Source organism: Paenibacillus etheri (genome assembly GCF_001012825.1).
GTDB lineage: Bacteria > Bacillota > Bacilli > Paenibacillales > Paenibacillaceae > Paenibacillus_AQ > Paenibacillus_AQ etheri.
Map to the genome: position 1 here is coordinate 582,542 of NZ_LCZJ02000018.1, position 23,708 is coordinate 606,249.

Annotated in this window: 21 protein-coding genes; 13 read left to right on the forward strand and 8 right to left on the reverse strand. The window is 39.7% G+C overall.

The features are described from left to right. Nucleotides 1-14: 14 nt before the first annotated feature. Nucleotides 15-854: an AraC family transcriptional regulator gene (locus UQ64_RS08155; protein WP_060622944.1), complete on the reverse strand. Its 840-nt coding sequence runs from the start codon at nucleotides 852-854 to the stop codon at nucleotides 15-17. Between the two features lie 276 nt (nucleotides 855-1,130). Here UQ64_RS08155 and UQ64_RS08160 point away from each other — a divergent pair, with 276 nt between their 5' ends. Together UQ64_RS08160 and UQ64_RS08165 are read left to right on the forward strand one after the other, a co-directional pair. After that, nucleotides 1,131-2,003: a chitosanase gene (locus UQ64_RS08160; protein ID WP_060623269.1), complete on the forward strand. Its 873-nt coding sequence runs from the start codon at nucleotides 1,131-1,133 to the stop codon at nucleotides 2,001-2,003. A gap of 88 nt (nucleotides 2,004-2,091) precedes the next feature. Further along, complete coding sequence (locus UQ64_RS08165) at nucleotides 2,092-4,680, forward strand: metallophosphoesterase (RefSeq protein WP_060622945.1); 2,589 nt, start codon at nucleotides 2,092-2,094, stop codon at nucleotides 4,678-4,680. Nucleotides 4,681-4,820: 140 nt separating this feature from the next. Here UQ64_RS08165 and sstT read toward each other — a convergent pair whose 3' ends face one another. Beyond that, complete coding sequence (gene sstT / locus UQ64_RS08170) at nucleotides 4,821-6,050, reverse strand: serine/threonine transporter SstT (protein WP_060622946.1); 1,230 nt, start codon at nucleotides 6,048-6,050, stop codon at nucleotides 4,821-4,823. Nucleotides 6,051-6,284: 234 nt separating this feature from the next. Next, on the reverse strand, nucleotides 6,285-7,574 hold the full coding sequence (locus tag UQ64_RS08175; protein WP_425339577.1) for a lytic polysaccharide monooxygenase: 1,290 nt from the start codon (nucleotides 7,572-7,574) through the stop codon (nucleotides 6,285-6,287). Between the two features lie 725 nt (nucleotides 7,575-8,299). Between UQ64_RS08175 and UQ64_RS08180 the strand changes: the two genes are divergently transcribed. From UQ64_RS08180 to UQ64_RS08190, 3 genes are read left to right on the forward strand one after another with little or no spacing between them, the layout of a single operon-like run. Next, nucleotides 8,300-9,625, forward strand: coding sequence for a glycosyltransferase family 2 protein (locus UQ64_RS08180; RefSeq protein WP_060622948.1), 1,326 nt, complete (start codon nucleotides 8,300-8,302; stop codon nucleotides 9,623-9,625). A gap of 44 nt (nucleotides 9,626-9,669) precedes the next feature. Next, nucleotides 9,670-10,770: an acyltransferase gene (locus tag UQ64_RS08185; RefSeq protein ID WP_060622949.1), complete on the forward strand. Its 1,101-nt coding sequence runs from the start codon at nucleotides 9,670-9,672 to the stop codon at nucleotides 10,768-10,770. Between the two features lie 4 nt (nucleotides 10,771-10,774). Then, nucleotides 10,775-11,911 carry a glycoside hydrolase family 18 protein gene (locus UQ64_RS08190; protein ID WP_060623270.1) on the forward strand — a complete coding sequence of 379 codons (1,137 nt, stop codon included), beginning with the start codon at nucleotides 10,775-10,777 and terminating at the stop codon, nucleotides 11,909-11,911. Nucleotides 11,912-12,132: 221 nt separating this feature from the next. Here the strand turns inward: UQ64_RS08190 and UQ64_RS08200 are convergent, their stop codons facing one another. Beyond that, nucleotides 12,133-13,026: a M23 family metallopeptidase gene (locus UQ64_RS08200; RefSeq protein WP_245237889.1), complete on the reverse strand. Its 894-nt coding sequence runs from the start codon at nucleotides 13,024-13,026 to the stop codon at nucleotides 12,133-12,135. Between the two features lie 217 nt (nucleotides 13,027-13,243). Between UQ64_RS08200 and UQ64_RS08205 the strand changes: the two genes are divergently transcribed. Next, entirely contained in the window at nucleotides 13,244-13,618 is a 375-nt protein-coding gene (locus tag UQ64_RS08205; RefSeq protein ID WP_060622951.1) for a hypothetical protein, read from the forward strand. A 172-nt stretch (nucleotides 13,619-13,790) separates the two neighbouring features. After that, entirely contained in the window at nucleotides 13,791-15,431 is a 1,641-nt protein-coding gene (locus tag UQ64_RS08210; protein WP_060622952.1) for an alkaline phosphatase, read from the forward strand. A 180-nt stretch (nucleotides 15,432-15,611) separates the two neighbouring features. Here the strand turns inward: UQ64_RS08210 and UQ64_RS32020 are convergent, their stop codons facing one another. Next, nucleotides 15,612-15,782 (reverse strand): DUF418 domain-containing protein, encoded by a 171-nt coding sequence (locus UQ64_RS32020; RefSeq protein ID WP_245237890.1) that lies wholly within the window; start codon nucleotides 15,780-15,782, stop codon nucleotides 15,612-15,614. Continuing rightward, a complete protein-coding gene (locus UQ64_RS29925) occupies nucleotides 15,761-16,183 on the reverse strand; it encodes a hypothetical protein (RefSeq protein ID WP_245237891.1) in 423 nt (140 codons plus the stop codon). Before UQ64_RS29925 ends, UQ64_RS32020 begins: the two co-directional genes overlap by 22 nt. Nucleotides 16,184-16,370: 187 nt before the next feature. On the opposite strand from UQ64_RS29925, the gene UQ64_RS08220 reads away from it, so the two are divergent. The 4 genes from UQ64_RS08220 to UQ64_RS08235 all read left to right on the forward strand — a co-directional run bounded on the left by UQ64_RS08220 (nucleotide 16,371) and on the right by UQ64_RS08235 (nucleotide 20,704). Beyond that, nucleotides 16,371-17,519 (forward strand): VanZ family protein, encoded by a 1,149-nt coding sequence (locus UQ64_RS08220; RefSeq protein ID WP_060622954.1) that lies wholly within the window; start codon nucleotides 16,371-16,373, stop codon nucleotides 17,517-17,519. 152 nt (nucleotides 17,520-17,671) lie between these two features. Next, nucleotides 17,672-18,439, forward strand: a complete 768-nt coding sequence (locus UQ64_RS08225) for an ABC transporter ATP-binding protein (RefSeq protein WP_060622955.1) — start codon at nucleotides 17,672-17,674, stop codon at nucleotides 18,437-18,439. Then, nucleotides 18,426-20,345 carry an ABC transporter permease gene (locus UQ64_RS08230; RefSeq protein WP_060622956.1) on the forward strand — a complete coding sequence of 640 codons (1,920 nt, stop codon included), beginning with the start codon at nucleotides 18,426-18,428 and terminating at the stop codon, nucleotides 20,343-20,345. The genes UQ64_RS08225 and UQ64_RS08230 overlap by 14 nt, the downstream gene beginning before the upstream one ends. A 5-nt stretch (nucleotides 20,346-20,350) precedes the next feature. Next, nucleotides 20,351-20,704 (forward strand): YxeA family protein, encoded by a 354-nt coding sequence (locus UQ64_RS08235; protein ID WP_042194171.1) that lies wholly within the window; start codon nucleotides 20,351-20,353, stop codon nucleotides 20,702-20,704. Nucleotides 20,705-20,785: 81 nt separating this feature from the next. Here the strand turns inward: UQ64_RS08235 and UQ64_RS08240 are convergent, their stop codons facing one another. Beyond that, complete coding sequence (locus UQ64_RS08240) at nucleotides 20,786-22,177, reverse strand: sensor histidine kinase (protein WP_060622957.1); 1,392 nt, start codon at nucleotides 22,175-22,177, stop codon at nucleotides 20,786-20,788. A gap of 6 nt (nucleotides 22,178-22,183) precedes the next feature. Further along, entirely contained in the window at nucleotides 22,184-22,885 is a 702-nt protein-coding gene (locus UQ64_RS08245; RefSeq protein ID WP_060622958.1) for a response regulator transcription factor, read from the reverse strand. A gap of 396 nt (nucleotides 22,886-23,281) precedes the next feature. On the opposite strand from UQ64_RS08245, the gene UQ64_RS30725 reads away from it, so the two are divergent. Continuing rightward, entirely contained in the window at nucleotides 23,282-23,497 is a 216-nt protein-coding gene (locus UQ64_RS30725; RefSeq protein ID WP_156417490.1) for a hypothetical protein, read from the forward strand. 15 nt (nucleotides 23,498-23,512) lie between these two features. Next, on the forward strand, nucleotides 23,513-23,650 hold the full coding sequence (locus UQ64_RS30730; protein WP_156417491.1) for a hypothetical protein: 138 nt from the start codon (nucleotides 23,513-23,515) through the stop codon (nucleotides 23,648-23,650). The last annotated feature ends 58 nt before the right edge of the window (nucleotides 23,651-23,708 follow it).

A 23,708-nucleotide genomic window follows, 5' to 3' on the forward strand; every position in this document is an offset into this window, starting at 1 on the left:
CAGTGATGTTGCTATTAAGACTTAAATTGTTTGCGGAAGCAAAGCGGCGAGATGCCCATCATTAATTTGAAGGTTCGTCCAAAATGGGAAGTGTTGTCAAATCCTACCATACCTGCAATTTCAGTAACATTAAAGGAAGAGCCGACCAGCAGATCACGCGCTTCTTTGATACGGATATTATTGATGTATTCAATGAAGTTGAAGCCGGTGGCTTCTTTAAAAGTTCGGCAAAGGTAGGAAGAGCTTATGTCGAATTGCCGTGAAATCTCACAGAGCTTAAGGGGTTCCATATAATGTTGATTTACATAATTAACGATGCCCAGAACTTTTTTGTGGATACGATTGGATTCCACCAATGGAGCTACACGGCTGTCAAATAGTTTGCGATTAAGATAGAGCAGTAATTCCACCAGTAATATTTGTTGGTACTGTTCATATCCGCGGGCTTGCTTCTTCCCCTCCTGGATCATCTTCTGAAAAAGCTGTTCGATGAAATACTGATCCTTGCCGGTCATCTTCAAAGCGCGGTAATCACTTTTGAAGAACTCGAGCAGTTCCTCAGATTGACCGCCAGTGCAGAAATGCTGCAGGAATTCTTTCTTGAACAGCAGTGTAACCCGTTCATACATATTGCAGCCGGAATTAACCAGTTTGTGCATTTCGTTAATATCCATAAACAGTAGTGTTCCGCCCGCAACCTGGTAAGTTCTTTCCCCAATAAAATAATAAAAATCCCCGGATATTAAATACAAAATCTCATATGCATCATGATAGTGTCTTGAAGGCATGCTGGTGTATACCTGTTTCTTTCGGCTGATATCAAAAAGAGTAGACTCATAAAATACCGGCTTCATACAGCACCTCCTAAAAATATTGTAGTCTTAATCTCTGGTTTATAGCAACATATGTATAAAAATTTAATCATTACAAGAAAATACGTGCTGTTTAGACAAACTGTTTAGGATAAGCTTGAATTGAATTTACCAAGTGTTGGGAAAAAAGGAGGGTTGTCATGCTCAAATAGGTTTGGGGATAAGGTTCACTGCTGTTCAAAGTTAAAGCGCTTACACTATTCAATTAAAGGAGAGATTGCGGTGCTTAATTCAACGAATAGGAAGGTTTCCAAGAAGATGAAATTTTCATTGCTGATCCTGCTCAGTTTTTCAATGATTTTTTCTTACGGCTATCTGTTCAATGCGTCTCAACAGAAAAGTTATGCGGCAGGGAACCCTGATTCTAATTTCTCACCGGCAACACTTCAATTCTTGCATGACAACACAGGTCTGGATGGTGAGCAGTGGAACAATATTATGATGCTTGTCAACAAACCGGAGCAGGACGATCTGAACTGGATCAATTTTTACGGATATTGTGAAGATATTGATGATGACCGCGGGTATACGATTGGAATATTCGGTGCTACTACAGGCGGTTCAAATGATACCGGTCCCGACGGTCCGGAACTGTTCAAGGCATATGACGCTGCCAAAGGCGCGAGTAATCCTTCGGTCAAAGGCGCATTGGCCCGGATCGGTGTCAAGGGTTCGATGAAAGGGAAGATCCTCGAAATCAATGAAAGCGAAGAGAGCTTCTGCAGTAAGATCGGCAATTTGCAAGATGATCCCGAGTGGAGAGAGGCTATGTGGAAAACGTTCTACAATGTCTATATTAAATACAGTGTGGATCAGGCCCGCAAACGCGGCTTTAACTCGGCAGTGACTATTGGTTCCTTCGTGGATGCGGCGCTGAACCATGGAGCTACCGGCGGCTCCGAGACCCTTCAAGGGCTTTTGGGTAAATCGGGAAGCAGCACGGATGAGAAGACTTTCATGACCAAATTCTATAAAGAACGGACCAAGATTGTCGATACTAATGAGTACAACGATCCGCCTAACGGCAAGAACCGTGTGAAGCAGTGGAGCAATTTGCTGAACATGGGAGAGACAGACCTGAAGGACGCAGATTCGGCAGTGCTTCAAGTCACCGACTGGGAACTCCAATAACAGGAATGCAGAGGTAGACAGAACCGCCGTTCTTCTCGGTGACGGGGGTTCGATGATAAGTGAGATTAATGAAGAGGAGATGGGCTGAATGGATAACAACCAATCTTATCTCAAGAACAGATTTTCCAAGGTAATTAGTCTAATGGTTATAGGTTTGCTGCTTGCCATGGATTTGACCGGTTTTGTCTCAGCAGGAAGGGAGGGAAATGAGGAAGATCCTGTAAGCGAAGCAACTGCAGTCCAAGAAACGATTGCCCAGTGGATATTTAAAGACAAAGGCGAGAACGGAATATTTCCGGCTACAGGCGGGGTATATCAAACGGCTTCATCCATTCAAGATGTAGGAACAAATACGGATGCATACACCTATGAGTCCGGTGAGAACAGCGTACGCAACCAGGGCTGGCATGAAGGAACGGGCATTAAATACTGGCTTGCCACGCTTTCGACCAAAGGCTTCGAAGGTATCTTCCTCTCTTCACAGCAAACTTCTTCAAGTACAGGACCCAGGGATTTTAAGGTGCAATACAGTACGGATCAGCAGGAATGGACAGATGTTACGGGTGGCAATCTTGTTCTTGCCCAAAATAATTTTAATTGTTCCAATAATTCCTGTAAATTAACGAACCTCTCATTGCCTGCGGGAACAAACAATCAAGATGTACTCTATATCCGCTGGGTGGTAAACTCTGCGAAAAGCGTAAGCGGGGGAACGGTATCCAGCTCAGGCTCAAGCAGAATCAAAGATGTGGTAATTAAAGGCACACGCAGCAGCGGCGAACCAGGAGACACTCCCACACTTGAGGTAAGCAAAACTCCCGCTTCAGGGGCTGCAGATGTTTCCCTTAACGCAGAGATCACAGTGAAGTTTAATAAAGCCATCAGTCTCGACAGTGGCTATCAAGTTGTAATCACGGAAAACAATGTCCCTCTTAACAACATCTCTGCCTCGCTCCTCGGTCAAGACACGGTTAAAGTCAGCCACCCTAATTTTACTGCCGGCAAAACTTACAAGGTGACCATCCCTAAAGAGCTTGTTAAGGGGACTACGGACGGCCGGACACCGGACAACGATATTACCTGGAGCTTTAAGACGAAGTCTCCGGATACCGGCAACAAAACACCAACGTTGCTGAACATGACTTTTAATGGGGATCCAAAGACAAGTATCGCCTTTGACTGGTATACAGCCGAAACCGTCAGAGGTACAGTAGTGCAAGTGGTCGAGGCCTCTAATGCGGGAGGAAGCGAGTTCCCGGAACAACTGGCAGCTTCTTATGAGGGCAGCTCCACAGTTATTGAGACCTTAATGACATCAGGAGACAGAAGTTCCAAGAAGTATAAAAAGTTCGCCAGCCACAAAGTTATTGCAAGCGGTCTCAATCCTGGAACCAAGTATATGTACCGGGCCGGTAACGGTGATGCGGACGGCTGGAGCGAGGCGGGTTCTTTTACCACGGACAAGGCGGATAATCAGGATTTCAATTTCCTCTATGTAACCGACACCCAAGGCTCAAGCAAATCGAATTTCGATTTGTGGCAGGATACTTTTAAGAGAGCTATTGAAAAAACAGTAGATCCCAAGTTTGTTCTTCTCACAGGGGATCTAACGGATGACGGTGATCTGGAGCAGCTGTGGCAGTGGTTCTTGGGTGTGCCGAAAAAAGAATTTGCCAATGTGCCATTTGCACCGATTATCGGCAACCATGAGATAGAGGATTATCCGAATAACAACTTCTATAACCATTTTAATCTTCCAAAAGATGTCGGGACAGGCGCTCATGATGGGTCGGTATATGCTTTCGAATACGGTGATGCCCTGTTTATGCAAATCAATTCCCAGTACGAAGGGGAGGTCAAGCCGTACAAAGCGGATATTCAGTTCACGAAGCAATTGGAATGGATGCGGAATCAGGTGGCAAAGACCGACAAGAAGTGGAAATTCGTCTCTATGCATAAGGGACCGTATTCTTCAGGGGATAATGCTTCGGCAGAAAGCGACCGGGTAGAATTTTACCGGAAATATCTGATTCCAGTATTTGATGAGCTGGGTGTGGATATGGTGTTTGAAGGACATGACCATATGTATATGAGGTCTTTTCAAATGCTGAACAACGTTCCGATTAAGAATGTTACAACCGATGAGCAAGGAAATGTGCTGAATCCCAAAGGGACCGTGTATCTAATGGGCAACTCGGCCGCTTCGAAATTCTATGCTCTTAATCCAGATGCAGACACTTTTTTTGCAGCAAAAAACGATCAGCCCAACAAGAAAATGTTCGTGGATGTTTCCATTACAAGCGACGTACTGAAATTTACATCCTACACAGCAGTTAAAGATAAACCCCTTGCCGTTTATGATGCTTACAGTATTAAACGGACTGACGTCAAACCCGGTATTGTCGAAAATCCAAGCGGAGTAAGACAGTCAGGGAACCGTGCTGTTCTTTCGTGGAAAGCACCAGCAAATAGCTCTGAGCCGGTGCGAGGTTACCGGATTTACGAGAAGAATGATAAAGTCAGCACGAATTGGAGCGTATATGTGCCGGCGGTAAGCGGTCAGACGAGTTACAGCTATACGTTAAACGGCATAGATTCTGCCAAAGACTACAATTTCGTTATTAAGGCAGTGGGGACAAGGAATAATTCGCTTCCAGCAGAGGCAGGATTGCAATGAATCCTCAATAAACAAAATGACTACCCGAAATTATACCCTAGTTAAAAGACACTAGCCCCGCTAGTGTCTTTTTCCTTTCAAGGGCAGTCTCATAAGGATACCTCATATTCAATTGCACGCCTGCTTATTTAACATTTCCTCTAGACTTTAATCATATATTCCTTGCCTTCCTTACGTTTTTTGGCATATTCAGCTGTTGCTGTAAAAAGTACGTCGGAGGATGAATTAAGTGCTGTTTCAAAAGAATCCTGCAAAACACCTATGATGAAACCTACACCAACGACCTGAATCGCAATATCATTCGGAATGCCGAATATGCTGCACGCCAGCGGAATGAGTAAAAGCGAACCGCCGGTAACACCTGAGGCACCTGCAGCAGATACAGCGGATAGAATGCTAAGAATAAGCGCCGTACCAAAATCTACTTCAATGCCAAGCGTATGAACAGCTGCGAGAGTTAAGACAGAAATCGTAACCGCTGCACCCGCCATATTAATCGTCGCACCTAATGGAATGGATACCGAATACGTATCTGTATCCAGTTCCATTTTTTCACATAATCTCATGTTGATAGGAATGTTTGCAGCTGAACTTCGAGTAAAGAATGCGGTAATCCCACTTTCCTTCAGGCAGCTAAAAACAAGTGGATATGGATTTCTGCGAATATTCAGGTATACGATCAAAGGATTGACAATAAACGCTATAAATAGCATACATCCAATAAGAACGAGAAGTAATTTTCCGTAATCGAGCAAGGAAGAAAGCCCATTTGTAGTAATGGTATCAAAAACAAGTCCCATGATTCCTAACGGTGCCAAATTGATTACCCATTTGACGATTTGTGATAGAGCATCTGAAAAATTAGCAAGCAAGTTTTTTGTACTGTCATGGGCATTTCTTAAAGCAACGCCAAGAAGGATAGCCCAAGTCAGGATACCGATATAGTTGGCATTCATCAGGGCGTTTACCGGGTTGTCGACAACATTAAACAGTAAGGACTTAAGTACTTCTACAATCCCATCAGGTGGAGTCAGATCTTCAGCACCCTTTACAAGTGACAAACTTACCGGAAATAAAAAACTTGCAATAACTGCTGTCAGCCCCGCCAAAAAAGTACTTAAACCATAGAGGGCAAGAATTGATTTCATATTCGTTTGATGGCCCTTTTTATGTTTAGAGATGGCAGTCATTACTAGGAGCAAGACCAATAAGGGCGCAACCGCCTTTAATGAGGATACAAATAAGGAACCGAAAATGGTGATCCCTGTTGCATTAGGAATCGATAAAGCCAAGATAATCCCCACGATAATCCCCATAAATATTTGTTTTACCAGGCTCAATTGGTTCCATTTGAGTATAAATGTTTTCATGTATTCCCTCCGATTTCAATATGGAAATATTACTAAGCCCAGCCAGCAGTTGTAATGAGATAAGTTAATATTTAACGTTAGTTTATCATGAAAATTGTCGGCCGTGTACGAGTGCCAAAATTTATGAAAAGGTAATTGAACGATATGATCGAAACAGTAAAAAACCACGAAGTACAGTTTCACTGTATCTCGTGGTTTTTTAAGATTTAGGTATTCGATGTTTTTATTACATCATTACTTCAACAACCATAGCGCCGCGGAATTGGCAGGCTCCCAACTGGTTATCGATGTATGGGCTTGAAGACATTCATACACAGAACCATTATAGGTTACCAATGTACCGACTGTGTAAGAGGTATTAGGTGCCCAAGCTGGGGTTGTAGACGCTGTAGCGGTTGTGCCATTGATGGTGCTGGCCATTGATTGATTGCCTGCGGCGTCGAAGGCATGCACGTTGAACGTATATGTTGTGCCGGCGCTAAGTCCTGTTACCGTATAATCCGTTGTGGAGCCGGATACAGAGGTGACTAATGTTGTTCCTTTATAAATTCGGTAGCCTGTAACACCAACATTATCCGTTGAAGGGTTCCACATCAACTGAATACTGGAGGAAGTAGGGGTTCCCATAACGTGCAAGCCGCCAGGAGCTGTCGGTGCTTGCGTATCATTTCCGACGGGTGCATTGGTAGTAACACTGACGGAATTACTTCCACTTGAGACATTACCAGCAGCGTCTATTGCCTTGACACTAAAGGTATAAGCAGTATTCGCGGTTAATCCAGATACGGTGTAATTTAATGTTGTGCCGGATACGGTAGCGACCAAAGAAGATCCGTTAAATACTTGGTACCCTGTTACACCGGTATTATCCGTGGATTCGTTCCAGGCCAAGGAAACGCTGGTGGATGTTTTTGCAGTTGATGTTAACGCTGCTGGCGCGGAAGGCGCTTGGGTATCGACAGGGTTGCTGCCGCTAAAGTTGACATCAATGACATTATAGAAGGCGTTCGGAGTATCTGCGACTTCCCACACAGCCAAGATGACGTGATAGCCATTGCGTTCTGGAACATTAAACGTGTCTGAGTAAGAGAAGGGTGGCTGTACACCTCCATAGTTCACCGAATAGAAAGGAGTCAGGTCGAATGAATCCCGAGTAAGAGCGGCGTTAGGATTCCAGTTGGGCTTTGTAATATAGTATTTCCAGCTTGCCGTCGAATGGGCGGCAGTCAGTTTCCACGTGAATGTATTTTGTCCGGCAGATATGTTGACTTTAGACCAGCGTGTAGCCGATTGTTCATCAAGCTTAGGAAAAGCCCCGTTTGCACTCGCAATCTTCCCGTCTGCTGGTCCCGCAGCAGGAAACCCCTTTGGAGCCTCTAGACTTTGGGGTTCATAAACAATCGGGCCACAATCTGTATTTTGTCCGGATTTACAGAGTGCTGCCCGGCTAGCAGGTCCTTCAACATAGCCGTGAGAAAAGGACCTTTCCGGGAATAACATTACAACCAATGAAATAATCAACATGATACTCCCATAAGCTAGAAACTTTACCGAAGGTGAATGAGAAATGCGAATAAATGACATTTTATTCCTCCTAATTTTTTTAATATGCCCTGCGAACGAATGATGCATTTAGACCCGAACGTCTTGTCTCAAATTACAACTCCTTTCTTTGTTGAACGTATTTATATAAACTCACGAGGAGCTCATATATCGACATGAAAGGTAAGAGAAAAAGGTGGGTAGGGCTAAATTCATTGAATGATAATAATTGTTATAACACCAAAGTGATTATATGCAAATAAATGGTATTTGTCTACCAGAATTAGAAGTAAATGAGAAAAAAACATGCTGCTTTTAGTATGAAATGACTTCCTCGGAACCTGATCTACATTCCCCCTATCTTTCCATATAAATTCTTGGAATTTGAAAGATTCCATTTTAAATTATGATCAAACGATTAATATACCATTTTCTTAATTTATCTCTCTCTTTATTCTGTTTTCTTCTTTTTTCGTGATGTAAAATGAAAACTAATGTATGTAAAATAAAGAGGGGAACTATATATTATTCAGAAAATTACAATAACAACGCTTTCAAAGGTTGCTATTTTTGGTTTTATTTACTATTATTAGTTGGAATTACTAACCAACAATGTAAGTGATTGAAATTAGTGTGGGATTAACTGCCTGGAGAGCAGTTTAATTCATAGATTTATAAGCTTTAGATAGATAAAAAGGAGTGAGGAGATGCAATACGTTTTTTATTTGTCAACCTTCATTTTTATTGGGTTTCAAACTCTTTACACAGTTATCCCTTTATTTTTCAGTAAAGTTAAGAAATTAAATAACGATTGTGCTGAGAAATCGATCTCCGTTTTAGTTCCTGCTTATAACGAGGAGCTCACCATTAAGAATTGCATAGATGCAATGGAGGGCTTAAATTACAGTAACTATGAAGTCATCATTATTAATGATGGTTCAAAGGATCAGACGTTTCAAAAATTAAATGAGCTTTTGGACTTGTCGATAAGTGACCGAGAAGCAGATGGCAAGCTTACTTATGGCGCGATTAAAGGAATTTATTATTCGGAGAAATATGAAAATATATTTGTAATTGATAAATTCAATGGCGGAAAGGCAGATTCTCTCAACGCCGGCATCGATTGTGCGAATTCTGATATTGTTATCACACTGGATGCGGATAGCATGCTGGAAATAAACTCGCTTAAATATGTAAATCAATATTTTCAAGATGATAAGATCATCGCTTTAGGGGGTACGGTGAAGATCGTACAGGGCGCTGAGAAAAGGAACGGAGTTATCCAAGATAAATTTACTGGTAAAGGGATTATAAAAAGCCAAGTCATCAGTTACATCCATGGATTTTATGTTAGAAAACTAACACAATCTGTTTTTAATTCAATTGTCGTTATTTCAGGCGCATTTGGTGCTTTTTATAAGAGTATATTGGTGGACGTTAACGGGTTTAGAAGTACTGTAGGCGAAGATATTGATATTACCTTAAAAATTCACGAGTTCATTAAAGCGAATAACTTGAATAAGAGGCTCGTCTACGCGCCAGAAGCCGTATGCTACACGGAATGCCCAGAAAACTTAAGTAACTTCTATAAACAAAGAATACGCTGGCAAAAAGCTTTTGTAGATTGCATATTAATCTATTGGTCTAAATTATCGCGAAAGTTTAGCGTTGGCGTCAGTCTCTTTTTTGCTATTGATGGTTTTGTTCTAGGTACACTAACAGCATTTACAAGCGTTTTTTATCTCATACAATCGCTCTTTCAAGGTACAAATTTATTAAAGGCATTTATTCTCTTGTTGTCTGTTATTGTCATTAATGCACTGCAAATCGGGATTTCTCTCTATCTATGCAATAAATATGGCAGCAATTATTCAGTTAAAGATTATATTAGGATGTTTTTGTTTAGCCAGTTTGAATTACTAACCTATCGAAATCTGCTGCTTTATATGAATATCGTAGGCACGTTTAAATACTTTGATAATGACGAGGGCTGGGGATTCGTTGAGAGAAAAGGTGTATCAAGTATCAGCTAGTCTCCTACTGTAACTATCAGCAAACTACTCATCTGGAGGTATTTATGAATCATATATTGAAAGATAAACGAATCATATTTATAGATGTATTAAGAATAATGTCCATCATAGCCGTCATCATTCTACACTACACTGCAGACTTGCTTACAAGGACAAATGATTTCAATACAACCTCTTGGTGGATTAGCAACTTTTTTAATTCGATATCCAGATTTGCAGTGCCAGTGTTTTTTATGATAAGTGGTGCGATGATCCTTAGAGTGGAAGTGAAATCATATCGGCAGTTTTATATTAAAAAAGTACTTCCTTTAATCATTTCCTTAGTTAGCTGGTCACTCATTTATGCCGTGTACACCCAATATTTCATTCAAAAAAGCAGCATGGGCGTTTATGATTTTTTCATTCATTTTTCGTACGGTTTAATCTTTGATAAAAATTATATACATTTATGGTTTCTATACGCGATTATTGCGATCTATATAACAGTTCCATTAATTAGTAAGCTAGTAAAAGTGTGCAGTGAAAAGGATTTAAAGTATTATCTGCTGATCTGGTTCCTGATAAGTGTGGTTTATAAATTCATCTCCGATCTTGTATTCAGATTGACCTCCGAATATATCAATATTCCTATAACCAATATCCCTTTGTTCATGGGTTATCTAGGATACTTTATCCTGGGATATTATCTCTTTAACTATACGATATCGATGAAAGCCAAAAATCTTTTCTTTAATTTAGGCATTATATCCTTTTTTGTAACGCCATTAGCGACCTATTTTTCTTCCTTGTACAGTGGTGTGCTAGATGAAATGTTCTATGGAAACTATTCACTCACGACATTTTTTATGGCTATTGGAACGTTTATCTATTTTAAAGAAAAAGAAACCGCCATTAGCGAGAAGTTAAATTACAAAGTCAAAAAAATAATTAGCTCCGTTTCCAAAGCTAGCTTTAGTATCTACTTAATTCATTTGTTGGTTGAAATAATGGTATCTAGAAGAGCAGAATTACAAGCTACTCTACTCCAATCTATAGGCAATCTTACTTTTAATGTCATTATTATATTCTTAATCAGCTATTTCACGGTTAAAGTCTTAAATCTAAATAGATACATTACACATGTCTTATTTGGGGGAAGAAGTTAATATGATGAAAATAAGTCTATATACAAAAGTCTTCCTGGCTATATTAGTTATAGGCATGGGATTTTACTATTACAATCTCAATGCTTCAGACAAAAAAATAACCTCCGTGTACATACCGTTATGGAAAGACTTTAAAGATCTTAACCTCCATGACAAAAACATTGATATCGCTATTCTCGCCTTTGCCAAAATCGATAAAACGAATGTGTATTTTGATCTGGACCCTGCTAAAAATGAGATCATTAAAGAAAATATAAAGAAACTGCAAGCAAATAATAAAAAAACGAGTTTCATACTTGGTGTTGGCGGCTATAAAGCGGACGGATTCTCCGATGCTTCATTGGATGGAAACCGGTACAACTTTACTGAGAGTATGATCGCAATGGTTAAGGAGTTAGATTTAGATGGGATCGATATAGACTGGGAATATCCAGCTTTTGATTCATGGAATACGACTAAAGCCCGACCTGAGGATACCAAGAACTTTACTAGTCTAATGAAGGAACTTGATGAAAAATTGGATAGACTCCCGCGTAAAAATAAAAATTACTATTTAACCTTTGCTGCAGGGAATGAAGAATGGTTCTTCAAAAACGTTGAAGTTAAAAAAGTAGAAAAATATGTGGATTTCATTAATGTCATGAGTTATGACTTAACTGGAACTTGGTCAGATACGACAGGGTATAATTCAAATTTATTTATAGATAAGCATAAAAAAAGCAAAACCAGCGTAGATCGTATTATTCGTTTATATTTAGATCGTAATGTTGATCCGAGCAAGCTTCTCTTAGGTATTCCAGCGTATTCCTACGGATGGGAGAAGGTTAGTAGTGATGCGAATAAGGACGCCTCATTTTCTCTGGGTAAACCTATCAATATCGATAAAGTAGATTTAAGCTACAAGACGATAAAAGAAAAATATCTGGACCAAGATGGATTTAATCGATACTTTGACGATACAGCGAAGACGGCCTATTTATATGATGGTGATACTTTTATTACGTATGAAGATAAAGAGGCCTTGCAGGCAAAAGTTAAATATATCAAAGATAAAAAACTGGCTGGTGTCATGGTGTGGGAGTATGCTCAAGACTCTGACGACGGCATTGTTAAGTACTTATCTGATAATCTGAATAAGTAGCAAGCAAAATAGAAGAGGAATAGTCTGAAGAGGCTTATTCCTCTTATTTGTTCTTCTTTCTTTAAATCCGACATTTAGGCATGCCTTGACATTGGTTGTATCCTGTGTGATCTCAATGGTTGCTATCTTAGTGATTGCCCTGTTGGTGGGATTCCAGGCGTTTGTACTGTCCATTCCTCCTACAGTAACTCCTCCGAAAGATAGCTTCACTCTTCACCAGATCATGGTTCATTGCGCATTGGCGTGACTTCTGTTCCTTTTAACGGCATAGCCTCTGCATTTGTACCTTCAAAGTATAACGGCAGTCCTTCTGCCAGAATAGGTAAAAGGGTTTGGGTTGGGTCTTGGCGCTGATGATGAATATGCAGGTGGGGTTCTGATGTGGAACCACTATTTCCTACATGTCCAAGCACTTCACCGGCATTGACGTGATCTCCAACTGTAACGGTAACACTATCTTTTTTGAGGTGATTAAGTAATAAGTAGGTTCCCGTCGCATCAATTCTGAGATAAACGTGATTTCCTTCCATGGAAATGAATTTTTCAGTACCTGGCACAATATCAGATTCATCGTCAAAAGCTGCAATAACCGTTCCAGATACCGGTGATAGGACCTTTTTCTTCCAAATTCCGTAATCTTCCAGATTAGTACTTCCTGTATTATAGGGTTCCATGACTAAATCATAGGCCCAACGTTCCGAAGGCCAAGTGGCATGAGGCAGATTATTGTCGGTGGAATCACCACCCCAGCCAACAACTGTTTGCTCAGAAAATGGCCATTTAACTGTGACTGAAGGGTGGACGTTGATTATACGTACAGGATATGCCAATTGTATAATATTCATGGTCAGGAGGAAATGTGAAGCTAATACAGTACATAAAACGAGAGGCATCCATTTATCGGAAATTCTTTTCTTCTTGATAATAGAAACTAATATTAAAAGGATATTTAATAATACTCCTGCGAAACCTAGAATTGGGAGGATAAATTTAAGTACCATCCATGCATAGACACCAGGTAAGCCGTTAATCAAAAATACGCAGATCCATGACAGTAATGCTGCAGCTAACATTGTACTACCTAAATACCCGAATGCTTGAATTATTCTTTTCATATTCGCTCCTAACGTATAAGAAAGTATATAGTAGTTAGACGAATATAACTGGAAAATCACTTCGACTGCTAACCTATCCGAGGCTCGACTCAGGGAAAAGAAAACCGCACCGCATGGGAGATCCGAAAAACAGACTCTTATACTGCTGCATTTGTCTTGTACCGTTCTTTGAAGTTGGTAATAGACTATATCAATCTCAGAGAAGGAGTTGATTTAGTTGGCCAACAGTGATGTACGTCTTGCTCTATGGTCGGGTACTAATTTTACTAATCGCCGGATTCGATTCAGACGTGGAGGAGTTGCGGTTCGTGATCTTGGAGCGTTTCGGTTTAACAACGTTCTTTCGAGTTTCCGACTCAGAAATGTTGTGGAGAGCTCTCAAGTAACGCTTGTACTATTTTCACGCATTAACTTTCAGGGATCGTTCCGTGTGTTCCGTGGCAGCCAAAACGTAGCAAACTTGAATAATTTTAACTTTAACAATGTCACATCTTCGTTTATATTGGTAGGCCGTATCCTTACAAGCTCCGAAATTTCCCAAATTCAAAGCACTGGTAGAGCGCCTCGAGATATCCTCGTAATCAGACAATAATAATGCAAAGGGTGCCCCTAGGGCGCCCTTTTTTTGCAATTATCAGTAGCACAGGTCAAGTCAAAATATGCATAGAATTTAATATATAACAAGAGAATAGGTGCTGTCCCGCAAACAATCCTCCTTTAAACTAGTAACGTACTTAACAAAATCTGCCTAGAGGAGGATTCAAATGCGCAAAAAGGTTATCGGGAGAATTTGCAGTACCGTTATGGTTTGTAGTCTGCTTGCAGCAGGCAACGGAACGACCTACGCCAGTGGCGCCAATAACTCTGATGCTCCTACCAACAAATCGGTCAAGAACGTGATCCTGTTTATTACGGATGGGATGAGCTTATCCGATGTGAACTTGGCCAGATGGTATCAGGGAGGGCAGGCGCTTGCGATGGATAAGTATTTCAGCGGGCTGGTGAGAACATATTCTACAGATTCACTGACCACAGATTCCGCTGCGGGAGCTACGGCTTATGCCACAGGACATAAGGTTAAGAGTGAGACCGTATCCATACTTCCAGACCGAATAACGATGCCGTTCGTGGGCGCAGTTAAGCCAGAGGACGTGAACAAACCTCTGCCTACCATTATGGATGCAGCGAGAATGGCAGGGAAAAGTACAGGAACGGTATTTACTTGTGAATTAACAGATGCGACGCCGGCTACATTTTTAAGTCATGCATACACGCGTGACAATGCGCAGTCTATTGCAGAACAGATGGTCTACAGTGGTGTAGATGTTCTACTTGGGGGTGGGTCCGGATATTTGGTACCCGGCAAAGAAGACATTAACCGCAAGGACGGAGAAGATTTAACCAAAATCCTGAAATCAAATGGGTATGAATACGTAACGGATAAAGCAGGTTTAATGAATTCTAAAACGAATAAAATCTGGGGTCTGTTCAACCCTGAAGCACTGGATGCTGATTTTGACCTGAATCCGCAAAAGCAACCGAGCCTTGCTGAAATGACCAAAGTAGCGATAGAGAAGTTGTCACAGAACGAGAACGGTTTTATTCTGATGGTCGAAGCAAGCCAGATTGACTGGTATGGTCATGATAACGATCCAGTGGGTATTATGAGTGAGACCTTAGCGTTTGATAAAGCCTTTAAAGCCGCTGTTGATTTTGCAGAAAAAGACGGAAATACAGCAGTCTTATCGGTTTCGGATCATGCTACCGGCGGGCTCAATATGACGAACTATGATTCCACCAAAGACCTAGTCTCCGTGATGAAGAAAGCGAAGCATACCAGTTATTACATTGAAGGCAGTATTAATGAGAACAATTTCAAAAAGGTCCTGGCGGATAATTATGGACTTAGTGATCTAACCAAAGAAGAAGCGGATCAAGTCAGATTAGGAATGAAAGATAATCTTTCGCCGGTCATCGGTAAAATTTTGGGGGATAAAATAGGTGTAACCTTCTCTACGGATGATCACACATCGGAGGAAGTCGGGTTGTTCGCCTACCATCCGGCCAATTTTAAACCGACCGATTTCGTGAACAGCGGTGTAATCCAGAATACGGATGTGAATAAGTATATTCAAGAAGTGACCGGACTAAATCTGGCGCAACTTCAGGATACACTGTACGTATCCAGTGATAAATTCAAGGCTAAAGGAGCTACGATTACCCTAGATAAGACCGATAAGAGTAATCCGGTGGTTGTAGTGAAAAAAGCAGACCAAGTTCTCAAGCTGCCTATAGATAAAAATATCGCCATTCAGGATGGCAAAACAACGAAACTAAATGGGCTGACGGTAATGATTAAAGATAAAGTGTGGATTTCGCAGGATGCTTTGGACTTGATTCTCTGATTCTTAAAGTTTAGGTTGTGATCTGTCGCCTAAAAGTTAAAGCGCTTAAACTTGGGAACCCCTTTTTATAAGGGGTTTTTGAGTTGAGAAAATTTCGACTTGAATTGAGAGGAGGAAAGCGAAGCTTTTATCGTTTTATTGTAGGCTTCGTTCCATATGTCATCAAGCGCCAAACCTTTTTTAAGGGTCCCATGGAAAAGAATTTGAACCAAATTGTGCTAAAAATGTTTGAATAAAATAAATCAGAACTGCGATGTAGAGAATATCTTTTGGTGAAACGACTTCGAGACCTATAATTGAAATGATTATCGTCCCTATGATGCTTTGTGCTACATAATTTGTAAATGCCATTTGACCCACCCTTGATATGGAGAGATCCTAAGGCCGTAACTGAATCTACATTGCTGTCCCCACCTTGAGAAGCGTCCCATATCCATAGTGAGAAACCAAGGAACAACAGAAATGACAACCATTTGAATCCCTCTAATTGGTTTTGACAATTCTTTTATGTGTGTCAGCCAACCTGATTTTGCGGTTAAAAAACCTACTAAAAACATAATGAAGATTTGTATAGCGTCATTAGAAAAAATATCAAACTGGATTCCATTAATGCCACTATAGTCTGGTAAGGGATCTCCTTCCATAATAACTTTAAAGGCTCCAACATTTATAAGCAGAATGCCAAAAAGAGCAAGTCCGCGAATGATGTCGAGTGAAATGATTCTTTCTTTTTGTGAAATGGAGGGATTCACCTAGGAGTCAGTATAAGTTGCGAACCTTACATTAAATTGATGCCAACATTACAGGATCCTTAAATATGATAAAATGTTCCAATTACAGTTGAATTAGAATCAGCTTTATGGTAAAAATAAATACTAAATAAATTTAGTGTGTAATAGGGGCGGAATATCAAAGTTCCTATAGAAGGAGGGAGAAACAATGTCAGCATATACTCAACCAATCTTTGTGGCAGCGATCTTTTTTGTTGTTGTAGCGTTTGCCTTATTTATCCCATGGCTCGTTTATACATATAGAAAATATAATTATCTGCCATTTTCCACCACGTTAATTTCGTTTTCATTTATCTTTTATTTTCTAGCAGCGTTATTTTTAGTTTTGTTGCCGTTGCCAGAAATACGCAATACTTGTTCGCTACAAAAACCGGGTACACAACATTATTCACTTATGCCATTTCAATTTATAGTGAACACCTTTGGGAATAGTGGTATCGTTTTATCACAGCCTGCAACTTATAGACTGTTATTTAGCCAACCCTCATTCTATCAAGCGTTTTTTAATTTCTTGCTATTATTACCTTTTGGTGTTTACTTGCGATACTTTTTTCAAGACAAGAAACACTGGAAGAAAGCTCTAGGCTTCACGTTCCTATTAACATTATTTTATGAGATAACACAGGTAACCGGCATTTACGGGATTTATAATTGCCCTTATCGTATTTTTGATGTGGATGATTTATTGTTGAATACATCTGGCGGGGTACTTGGTTTCTTTATTGCTCCAGCCGTGTTAGCGTTATTCCCATCAAAAAAGAAAATTAATGAGAAAGCAGAAAGATTATTAGCTCTTGATGAAGTAAAAGGGATGTCTGTGTTACTGGCTGTTATTATTGATATATTTATCAGCAACCTGGTAGTTAAAGTAGTGTTGACTATGACCAATGTTAATATGGTTAGTGATTTTATTGCTAGTACGATTGCCCTTTTTGTAACCTTTTTTATTATTCCATGGATTTGGAACGGATCGACAGTCGGTACGAAAATTATGCGCTATCGCTATGACAGTAAAGTAAGTCGAGTGGAAACTAACAAGCGATTATTTAAACGCTTTGGTGCGATTTACGCGATGTACTTTATAACAGTCATTGCGAATACTTTGAATAACGTGGAAATATCAATGGATTCACCATTTTACAAGGCATCTATATTCTTAACGCTAGGTGCTGGATTGACCTCTATCATTTTAACGATCGTATTGTTCATCCATGTTATATTAGTCGTGTTTGGCAAAGAAAAACGCCGCTTTTACTTTGATGAGGCTTCTGATTTATATACAACCAGAAAAAAATGAATTCTATTCAATAGCAAAGAGGTACCCCGTAGTCTTAAATGGCTACGGGGTACCTCTTTTTGTGGATTTAAGCTTATTGTAAGGTTGGCATGAATTTGCTGTAAGGTTCGCAGCCTATAGTATAACTATCAGCAAATTATGAGGTGAAATGAATGGAACCATTATTAAAAGTAGAAAATATAAAAAAAGTGTACGGGAAGTTAAGTGCTGCTTACACAGCGTTAGAAAACGTGTCTTTTGACATTCATGAAGGTGAGTTTGTAGGGATTATGGGACCTTCCGGAGCGGGAAAATCAACCTTGCTAAATTTGTTAGCAACCATTGATTCTCCAACTGAAGGGAAGATTTATATGAAGAACAAGAGTATTCATGACTTGAAGGAAGCAGCATTGTCAGACTTCAGACGTGATAATCTCGGTTTCATCTTCCAAGATTACAATTTACTCGATTCCTTGACTGTAAAGGAGAACATATTACTTCCTCTGGCGATTGCTAAAATTCCAGCGAAGAAAATTAATCACCTCGTGACTCAGATTTCTAAAGTATTTGGAATTGAAGATTTACTGGCAAAATATCCTTATCAAATCTCTGGTGGTCAAAAGCAAAGAACCGCTGCAGCTAGAGCGCTTGTGACAGAGCCTGCACTGATTTTGGCTGATGAACCAACAGGTGCACTTGACTCCAAATCAGCGACAGATTTATTGGAAAGCTTAAGTACTTTAAATGAAAATAACAATTCGACCATTATGATGGTGACCCATGATGCCTTTGCGGCAAGCTTCTGCCGCCGGATTATTTTCATCAAGGATGGTTCATTTTCAACAGAAATCTATCGTCGTGATCAGACACGCAAAGCCTTCTTCCAAGAGATCTTAGATGTTCATGCAGCCATTGGGGGTGAGGTAGATGACGTTATTTAGTCTAGCAAGAAAAAATATAGCACGAAACTTTTCGCAATATTTTTTATACATTGCGTCGATGGTGTTTAGTATCATCATTTACTTTACATTTGTGACCTTAAAATATAGCGATACGATAGCAGAACAGACGGCTTCATCCCAAAAACTTGGTTCACTAATGAGTGGAGCGGCAGTCATTCTTATCTTTTTCGTGTTCATATTTATAGCTTACTCCAATTCATTTTTTATGAAAAAACGTAAAAAAGAAGTGGCATTGTATGCGTTACTAGGTGTACGTAATCGTCAAATAGGTTTTATGCTCTTTTTTGAAAATCTCTTATTAGGATTATTCTCTTTAGTAGTAGGAGTTGTACTTGGGTTCCTATGTTCAAAAGGATTTATGACGATTTTGATTCATTTAATGGGTTATGACGTTGTAGCACCCTTTACATTTTCAGCGGCGGCAGCGATGAACACAGCTATCGTATTTCTGGTTATTTTCTTAGTGACATCGTTTCAAGGCTACCGTTTGATCTATCAATTTAAGCTGATTGATTTATTTCATGCTTCCAAAAAGGGAGAAGTGGCACCTAAACCATCTATGATAGTAGCTGTTCTTGGAGTGTTACTCATTGTCTTGGGCTATTGGCTCGCGATGCAAGACCTTTTTACTTCTAAGGTATGGGAAAAAATCGGATTTCTCATGACCGTCTTAATTATTTTAACAACGGTTATAATGGGTACATTTTTATTGTTCCACAGTGTGACTGGCTTTGTGTTAGCAATGATTAAGAAAAATGAAAAGTGGCTGTGGAAAGGCCTGCATGTAATAACCATTTCGCAGCTGCTCTATCGTATCCGTGGGAACGCACGTACATTAACTGTGATTGCCGTGTTAAGTGCTACGACAGTAACTGCCGGTGGAGCGGTGTATGGTCTTTATTACAATACGAATGATTCGGCCAAAACGATTAATCCGAATACCTTTATGTATCAATCAACAGATGCAAAAATCGATAAACAAGTGAGTGCTGTATTATCAGATACAAAATACGATGAAAATATCGAAGCACTATCCATTACGTTTCATACGAAAGAATTAAACTCGCCATCAACATTCGATAGCTCTGATAAAAGAAGCTATACAGTTATCGATGAAAAAACATACAACCAATTAGCAAGTGTACAACATAAAGAAAAATTAGACGTAAAAAATGGCTACGCGGTTATTTTAGATACCGGATATGACAAAAGGTTCTCACCTATATATACAGGAAAAACTATAACAACGGGAAACGACCATCCACTCACATTCCAAAGCTTTAAAACGCAAACCGTATTGAATGTAGGTACAGCTGGCATAACGGTGGTAGTCTCGGATGACCAGTATAAAGTATTGCGAAATGATGGGGAAGTGCTGCACTATCGTGTCCTTGGTGTAGAGGATGCCTCTGTAGATTTATCTAAAAAAATTGCAACCCAATTACCTGAAGAAGCGCTATTTTCAAGTGGTCCACAAGATTACCAAACAAGTTTGGAAGGTGTGGGTTCTCTACTGTTTATCGGAAGTTTCCTTGGTCTAGTATTTCTGGCTGCAACAGGCAGTATCATTTATTTTAAAGTTTTAACAGAGGCAGAAGAGGATAAATCACAGTACAATATGCTGCATAAAATGGGTGTCAGTGCAAAAGAAATGCGAAAATCCATTGCGTCACAGGTATTCGTTATCTTTGTTGTACCGCTTGTAGTAGGGTTATTGCATAGTGTAGTGGCTTTAAAAGCCTTCTCTAGTCTAATGATGATAGATTTAGCAAAACCTGTGTTGCTCTGGATGATTGCTTATACCGTAATTTACGGGTTGTATTATTTCTTAACCGTAGCTTCTTACAATCGTATTATCACACTAAATAATAGAACAGAAGGATGATTGAGATGAAAAAATTTCTAATTACTATGGGTATTTTGTTTGTTATTGGAGTTGTAGGGGTCTTTGCTATAGCTAAGATTGATTTCAATCGCTTCAATGCCGAAAATTACTACTTACAAATCACAGAGGATGGGGAACCCCATGAATATAAACTGAGCGATGGTTCAGTCATGACCTCTTATTCTTATACACTTGAGGCTACAAATGCTAAAGGTAATACAATTCCACTGGAATTTAATGCACAAAAAAATCTTCGTAAAGGCGCCTACTTGAAAATGTATGTAAAAAAAGGTGATCAAGTATCCTCATACGATGAAGTGAAATTAGAGGATATTCCGCTAAAGGCACTAAAAAACTAATAAATTGAAGAAGGGCTGTCTCCAATAAATAAGTGGAGAACAGCCCTTTTCTCTGCCTAATGTGTAAGTAAGGCATTTGTATTATAAAAGTATAGTAATGGTGGTTCCGGTATTTTCGATGCTCGTCAAATCGAGTTTCCCCTCATGAGCCCAAATAATGTCTCTTGCGATGGCCATTCCTAACCCAGTACCATGCTTGCTCGTTGTGTTTGTACCCCGATAGTAGCGTTCGAAAACCTGTTCCAAATCTTTAGCCGGAATACCCTGGCCATTATCAGAAATTGTAATTTGGGTATGCGGATTAATGGTTTCCACTCGAATCTTCACCACGACATTTTCATCGTTATGCACCAGTGCATTGTAGATAAAGTTAAGGATCGCTCGTTTTAGTAATTTTTTATCCACTTTATGTACTGCTTTAACCACATTTGCCTCAAACTCTATCTGTCGTTCACCAAAGGTCGGGTCATTTAAAAGTTCAATCGTCATTTCTCGTAGAAACTGAACGAGATTCACATCTTCAAATTGCAGCGATAGCTGGTGATTACGCAAACGCATCGTTAAATTGAGGTCATCTAACAAATCTTTCATATACATCGATTTACTCTTGATAATTGACGTGTATTCCTGTAATTCTTGGGCTGTTAAATCTGTGGCACTGTCGTTAATAAATTCTGCATAGCCTTGAATAGAAGCAAGTGGTGTCTTCATGTCATGCGAAACATTGCTAATCCATTCCTCACGCATTTGGTCGAGACGCTTACGCTCCTCTTCATGTCGATCGAGCTTTTCAGATAGTTCATTCATATTACGAAAAACATCTTCATAAACGCCTTTGGGAGTAGGCATTTTCTTAAAACGCCGTTCTCTGAGCTGTTGAATACCCTCTATTAATGTATGAAGAGGTGCAGTTAACTTTTTCCCAAATAAAAATCCAATGATGATTACAATAAGCACATCAACGATAAGAAAAATGGAAAGGAAAACATTAACATCTTTAAAAATTTTAGCGTAGTCATAGGTCATTACGTAGCGGCCTATTTTTGGATTTTGAATCCCTAAAAAGTAGCTAAAATTTTGAGCTGTGCTGACAAAAACAGTCGTGCTTGCATCTAATTCTTTATATTTATACATTTGTACAATTTCAATAGGGGAATACGATGTTTGCAATTCTTCAGGGGTATAAAATGCTGATACTTGCTCCCCATGGTTATTCAAGAATTGTACCCAGGCGCTCATTTCTTGTAGTTTTTTCAGGCCTTCTTCGTTTACAACAGGTTTGCCAGCATGTAGTTCTACAAATTGTGAAAAGGTCCGGCTAAAGGTTTCTGCTGAAGCTTCTTCAGCGCCAAAATTATTATTCTTTAGCTGTATAAAGAATAGAGAAAGGAACAAAATCGCGTTTACAATACCAACGATTACAACAATAGTCATAACCGATCTTAAAAAGCGGAGTGTCAATTTCCATTTCAACTTGTCTCACCCCTTGGTATGTAATTTATAACCTAACCCTTTAACCGTTAAAATAAAGGAAGGCTTTGAAGGGTCTGCCTCGATTTTTTCGCGTAAGCGACGAATATGTACCATCACTGTATTATCGGAACCAAAAAAATCTTCACCCCATACCTGACCAAACAAGGTTTCTTTGCTTATGATCTGATTCGGATGATGCATAAAACAGCTCATTAATCCGACTTCTTTGGCAGTAAGCACAAGGGCTTCGCCATTCTTTTTTAATTCTGTCTCATTCGCACTAAGCTCAAAGGGGCCCACTTGCAAACTTTTCGGAGCCTTCTTTTCCTCTGTAAAGCCAGCCCTTCTCAGTTGTGCCTTAACCCGATAAGCGACTTCTTTCGGACTGAATGGTTTAGTGATATAATCATCGCCACCTATCGCTAGGCCTAAAAGCTTATTAATTTCCTCATCCTTTGCAGACATAAATAAGATCGGGGCGTTTGATGTTTCCCGAATTTTTCTGCATAAGTCATATCCTTCTCCATCTGGTAGCATAATATCTAGCAAGATAAGCTCAGGATTATATTCTTGAAACTTGTCCCATCCCTCTGCAACAGTCCCGGCAGTTATAACGTCTGCAATACCTTCTTTATGTAACACTGCCTTCATTAGACGTGCTAAATCATCTTCATCGTCTATGATTAATACCCTTTTATGACTTGCCATTTGTTTCCCTCCAAATCCGTCTTTATGTACATTATTACATTATAAAGGACTCTTTATTTCTTGCACAAAAAAATCGCAAAAGAAAGGCTTGCATGAAGATGGGTATTACTTAGACGAACATAGCACAGCAATATTCGGTGATTTATTAAATTTATTCTAGATATAGCCAAATCAGGTAAGGAGAAGAAATTGTTATTTTGGAATGCCATTAGATTGCAGTGAGTCTGCTGATTTTCCGACTAAGGAGCATTAGGTTCCTTTGTCACTACGTTCAGAATGAAAATTCATTCCGAGAAATGAAAGGAAGGTATTAAGTGAAAAAGATAAGGGACTGGAGAACCTACTTTTTTTACTGTGGATTATTCTTACAATCGTCCCTTGATAACGATGCCGAATATGGAAAAGCTGGTGCAGGAGAAAGGGCAAATAAAGATACCTGATACTGCACAAAGCGCTCTGGCAAATATGATGTTAAAAACCATGAATGAGAGTAACAAAGAAACATTTGATATCATTGCGGTATTTAACAGCGGCAGCAATAAGGCCCTAACCGATACAAAAAAGTATTCTATTGCCTCAGTCATCAAGGCATTGCAGGATAAGAAATCCTAGCTTGGAATCACCAAAATGACTACACACCTAGATGGCAAGGAGTTGGAGAAGCAGTTAGTCTCTGAAGACAAGACGACGATTCTGACCCGGATACCTGTTGATAAAAACCAGGGTGAGATTGATCAGGTAAGCAAAGCACTCGATAAATTTTAAAGAAGGAAATTATCGCCGTCATCTTCATTATTCTAGTGTTGATGATTATATTCCGCTC

Bases quoted from the DNA above. Each gene is read 5' to 3' on its own strand.
- UQ64_RS08155 (WP_060622944.1), bottom strand. From the start codon at position 854: ATGAAGCCGGTATTTTATGAGTCTACTCTTTTTGATATCAGCCGAAAG.
- UQ64_RS08160 (WP_060623269.1), top strand. From the start codon at position 1,131: ATGAAATTTTCATTGCTGATCCTGCTCAGTTTTTCAATGATTTTTTCT.
- UQ64_RS08165 (WP_060622945.1), top strand. From the start codon at position 2,092: ATGGATAACAACCAATCTTATCTCAAGAACAGATTTTCCAAGGTAATT.
- sstT (WP_060622946.1), bottom strand. From the start codon at position 6,050: ATGAAAACATTTATACTCAAATGGAACCAATTGAGCCTGGTAAAACAA.
- UQ64_RS08175 (WP_425339577.1), bottom strand. From the start codon at position 7,574: ATGTTGATTATTTCATTGGTTGTAATGTTATTCCCGGAAAGGTCCTTT.
- UQ64_RS08180 (WP_060622948.1), top strand. From the start codon at position 8,300: ATGCAATACGTTTTTTATTTGTCAACCTTCATTTTTATTGGGTTTCAA.
- UQ64_RS08185 (WP_060622949.1), top strand. From the start codon at position 9,670: ATGAATCATATATTGAAAGATAAACGAATCATATTTATAGATGTATTA.
- UQ64_RS08190 (WP_060623270.1), top strand. From the start codon at position 10,775: ATGAAAATAAGTCTATATACAAAAGTCTTCCTGGCTATATTAGTTATA.
- UQ64_RS08200 (WP_245237889.1), bottom strand. From the start codon at position 13,026: ATGAAAAGAATAATTCAAGCATTCGGGTATTTAGGTAGTACAATGTTA.
- UQ64_RS08210 (WP_060622952.1), top strand. From the start codon at position 13,791: ATGCGCAAAAAGGTTATCGGGAGAATTTGCAGTACCGTTATGGTTTGT.
- UQ64_RS32020 (WP_245237890.1), bottom strand. From the start codon at position 15,782: ATGGCATTTACAAATTATGTAGCACAAAGCATCATAGGGACGATAATC.
- UQ64_RS08220 (WP_060622954.1), top strand. From the start codon at position 16,371: ATGTCAGCATATACTCAACCAATCTTTGTGGCAGCGATCTTTTTTGTT.
- UQ64_RS08225 (WP_060622955.1), top strand. From the start codon at position 17,672: ATGGAACCATTATTAAAAGTAGAAAATATAAAAAAAGTGTACGGGAAG.
- UQ64_RS08230 (WP_060622956.1), top strand. From the start codon at position 18,426: ATGACGTTATTTAGTCTAGCAAGAAAAAATATAGCACGAAACTTTTCG.
- UQ64_RS08235 (WP_042194171.1), top strand. From the start codon at position 20,351: ATGAAAAAATTTCTAATTACTATGGGTATTTTGTTTGTTATTGGAGTT.
- UQ64_RS08245 (WP_060622958.1), bottom strand. From the start codon at position 22,885: ATGGCAAGTCATAAAAGGGTATTAATCATAGACGATGAAGATGATTTA.
- UQ64_RS30725 (WP_156417490.1), top strand. From the start codon at position 23,282: ATGGAAAAGCTGGTGCAGGAGAAAGGGCAAATAAAGATACCTGATACT.
- UQ64_RS30730 (WP_156417491.1), top strand. From the start codon at position 23,513: ATGACTACACACCTAGATGGCAAGGAGTTGGAGAAGCAGTTAGTCTCT.